Origin of the sequence: Micromonospora sp. M51 (genome assembly GCF_018070305.1) — a bacterium.
GTDB classification, from domain to species: domain Bacteria; phylum Actinomycetota; class Actinomycetes; order Mycobacteriales; family Micromonosporaceae; genus Micromonospora; species Micromonospora parva.
In genome coordinates this window covers 1-3,601 of the sequence record NZ_JAGPXZ010000643.1, presented here as the reverse complement: position 1 = coordinate 3,601, position 3,601 = coordinate 1, and the positions used below count along the sequence as shown (strand labels likewise).

The following is a 3,601-nucleotide window of genomic DNA, read 5'->3' as shown; positions in this document are numbered from 1 at the left end:
CGACCGCCTCCCCGGCCGGCTCCGGGCCGCCCGCCGAGGCCGGCACAGCGTCGTACTCGCGGCGCGGCTCGGTGCCGCGCGCGGCGGAGACGGCGAGTTGGGCCACCCGGCGGCCGTCCAGCGTGAGCACCCGCAGCAGCCAGCCGGCCGGCAACTCGGCCGGATCGGGAGCGCCGACGTCGGCGGGCTCAGCGGGCACCGGCACCTCGTCGCCGGTCACCGGAAGCCGACCCAGCGCGGCCATCACGAACCCACCCACCGTCTCGTACGGGCCGGCGGGTAGCGCCACCCCGGTCCGCTCCGCGAAGTCAGCGAGGTTGAGGCGACCGTCCACCACGGCGGGCAGGCCAGCGTGCACCGGGTCCGGGGCGGCGTCGTACTCGTCGTGGATCTCACCGACCAGCTCCTCGATGAGGTCCTCCAGGGTGACGATCCCGGCCGTGCCGCCGTACTCGTCCACCACCACCGCGAGGTGCTGGCCCTCCCGCCGCATCTCGGTCAGCGCGGCGAGCACCCGTTTGCTGCCGGGGAGCCGCTTCACCTCCCGGGCCAGCTCACCGACGGTGAGGCACGGGTCGGCGTCCGGGCGCAGCAGCACGTCCCGGAGGTGTACGAAGCCGATCACGTCGTCGTGGGTGGCGTCGGTGACCGGGTAGCGGGTGTGTGTTTCGGCGCGGACCAGTCGGGCGGCTTCGCCGATGGTCAGCCGCGCCGGCAGGAAGACCACCTCGGTGCGCGGCATCATCACCTCGCGGATCAGACTGGCACCGGCCACCAGGACCTCGTCGATGATCCGTCGCTCGTCCGGGTCGAGCACCGTGTTCGCCGCGACCAGGTCCCGCAGATCGGCCTCCGAGATGCGCTCCCGGCCGGCCGTCGGACCGGTCCCGAGCAGGTCGGTGACGAGTCGGGTGGCACCGTCCGCCGCGCGGACGAGCACCCGGGCGACGGCCCGGGCGAGCGGACCGGGGTCGCGGCGGGGGTGTGCCCGCGCGCGTCGCCGGAGCCCGGTACGGGCCACTTCCCGCATGACAGAGATGGTAGACACCGTGGGCCCGCCGCACCGGCCATCCGGCGGAGCGGCCACAGATGTTCGGCTCTGTTTAATCGTGAAAGATTATGATGGAATGGGTTGCCGGTGGTGTCGGCGAGGATGCCGGCCACCGCCCTAGTGTGATCACCCAAAGGGCCACGTCCCGGGCGGGCCAGGCAGGAGGCAACGACGTGAAACTGCTCGTCACCGGGGGCGCCGGCTTCATCGGGAGCGTGGTGACCCGGATGCTGCTCGACGCGGGCCACCAGGTGGTCATCCTGGACGACCTCCGCACCGGCCACCGCGAAGCCCTCGCCCCGGACGCCACCCACGTCGAGGCGTCCATCCACGACGCCGCCCGCGTCATCACCGCCGACGCCGGCTTCGACGGGGTGCTGCACTTCGCCGCCCTCATCGCCGCCGGCGAGTCGATGATCAAGCCAGAGTTGTACTGGCGGAACAACACCGTCGGCACGCTCGCCCTGATCGACGCCGTCCGGGCGGCCGGGGTGCCCCGGATGGTCTTCTCCTCCACCGCCGCCGTCTACGGCAACCCCACCGAGCTGCCCATCACCGAAAACGCGGTGAAGGCGCCCACCAACACGTACGGCGCCACCAAACTCGCCGTCGACATGGCACTCACCTCCGAGGCGATCGCGCACGGGCTGGCCGCCGTGTCACTGCGCTACTTCAACGTGGCCGGCGCCCACCTTGCCGGCGACATCGCGCTCGGCGAGCGGCACGACCCGGAGACGCACCTGATCCCGATCGCGCTGGACGTCGCCGCCGGCCGGCGGGAGAAACTCCAACTCTTCGGGGACGACTACCCCACCGTCGACGGCACCTGCGTCCGCGACTACATCCACGTCGCCGATCTGGCCCGCGCGCACCTGCTGGCGCTGGACGCGGCCACCAGCGGCCAACACCGGATCTACAACCTGGGCAACGGCAACGGCTTCACCAACCGGCAGGTCGTCGCCGTGGTCCGCGAGGTCACCGGGCACCAACTGCCCGTCGAGGTCGCCCCGCGCCGCGAGGGCGACCCGGCCGAGTTGGTCGCGTCGTCCACGCTGGCCCGCGAGGAGCTGGGCTGGGTGCCGCAGAAGCCGACCCTGCACGACATGGTCGGGGATGCCTGGGCGTTCTACCGCACGCACATCCTGGGCCAACAGTGAGTGCGAGGAGTGAGCCGGGTCTGCGAGCCCCGCAGCCGCGAACAAAGGGAGACACCGTGACCCATCCGGCCGATGATGTCGCCGAGCGGGCCGCGGCCGGCTTCTCCGCACAGTTCGGCGGGCAGGCATCCGGGCGCTGGGCGGCCCCGGGTCGGGTCAACCTGATCGGCGAGCACACCGATTACAACGAAGGCTTCGTGCTGCCGTTCGCCCTGCCGATGCGCACCGTCGTCGCCGCCGATCGGCAGGACGGGGAGCACTGGACGGTCTGGTCCGAGCTCTCCGGCGAGACGATCACCTTCGGCGCGGACGACGTCGCCGAGCCGGGCCGGGTCACCGGCTGGGGCGCGTACGTCGCGGGTGTGGTCTGGGCGCTGCGCGAGGCGGGTCATCCCGTGCCGGGTGCCCGGCTGGCGATCGCTTCCGACGTGCCGCTGGGTTCCGGGCTCTCCTCCTCGGCCGCGCTGGAGTCAGCCGTACTGGCTGCCCTGCTCGACCTCGGCGGGCTGGAGCTGGCCCCGGAACTGCAACCCCGGCTGGCACAGCGGGCGGAGAACGTCTACGTGGGTGCGCCGACCGGCATCATGGACCAGTCGGCGGCGATCCGTTGCCGGGCCGGACACGCCCTCTTCCTCGACTGCCGCGACGAGTCGGTCGAGCACATCCCGTTCGACCTGGACGCTGCCGGCCTGGCCGTGCTGGTCATCGACAGCCGGGCACCGCACCGCCACGCCGACGGGGAGTACGCGGCCCGCCGCCGTTCCTGCGAGGCCGGCGCCAGCGCGCTCGGGGTTGCCGCGCTGCGGGATGTGGGCATCGACCAGATCGACGCCGCGTTGGCTCAGCTCGACGACGAGGAGACCCGGCGTCGCGTCCGACACGTGGTCACCGAGGACCAGCGCGTACTCGACACGGTGGCGCTGCTGCGTGCCGCCCGGGTCCGCGACATCGGCCCGCTGCTGACGGCCTCCCACGTCTCGATGCGCGACGACTTCGAGATCACCGTGCCGGAGATCGACACCGCCGTCGAGGCGGCGTTGGCGGCCGGCGCGCTGGGCGCCCGGATGACCGGTGGCGGCTTCGGCGGATGCGTGCTCGCCCTGATCGAGGCCGACCGCGCCGACGAGGTCGCCGCCGCCGTGACCGACGCGTACGCGGCGCAGGGTTTCACCGCCCCCACCACCGTGACGGTCCTCCCCTCCCCCGGCGCCACCCGCCTCCCCTAACCCCCACACCCCACACCCCCAGGTTGATCAAGAAGTTTGCGTCACTTTCAGCCCGCATCCTGACGCAAACTTCTTGATCACCGGGCTGGGCTGGGCCGGGCTGGGCTGGGGGATGGAGATCGTGCTTGTTCAGTGAAGTAGTGGGCGCGCCCGGCGGGCGCGGCCCC

The 3,601-nt window shown here is 72.5% G+C and carries 3 protein-coding genes; 2 read left to right on the top strand and 1 reads right to left on the bottom strand.

Translation table 11 applies throughout. The features are described from left to right. The coding region (locus tag KBX53_RS26190; RefSeq protein ID WP_210862183.1) for a hemolysin family protein at positions 1–1,030 on the bottom strand (1,030 nt) is incomplete at its 3' end. A gap of 248 nt (positions 1,031–1,278) precedes the next feature. On the opposite strand from KBX53_RS26190, the gene galE reads away from it, so the two are divergent. Both galE and galK read left to right on the top strand, forming a co-directional pair. Beyond that, positions 1,279–2,208, top strand: coding sequence for a UDP-glucose 4-epimerase GalE (gene galE / locus KBX53_RS26185; protein ID WP_247676241.1), 930 nt, complete (start codon positions 1,279–1,281; stop codon positions 2,206–2,208). Positions 2,209–2,264: 56 nt separating this feature from the next. Beyond that, positions 2,265–3,434: a galactokinase gene (gene galK / locus KBX53_RS26180; RefSeq protein WP_210862178.1), complete on the top strand. Its 1,170-nt coding sequence runs from the start codon at positions 2,265–2,267 to the stop codon at positions 3,432–3,434. The last annotated feature ends 167 nt before the right edge of the window (positions 3,435–3,601 follow it).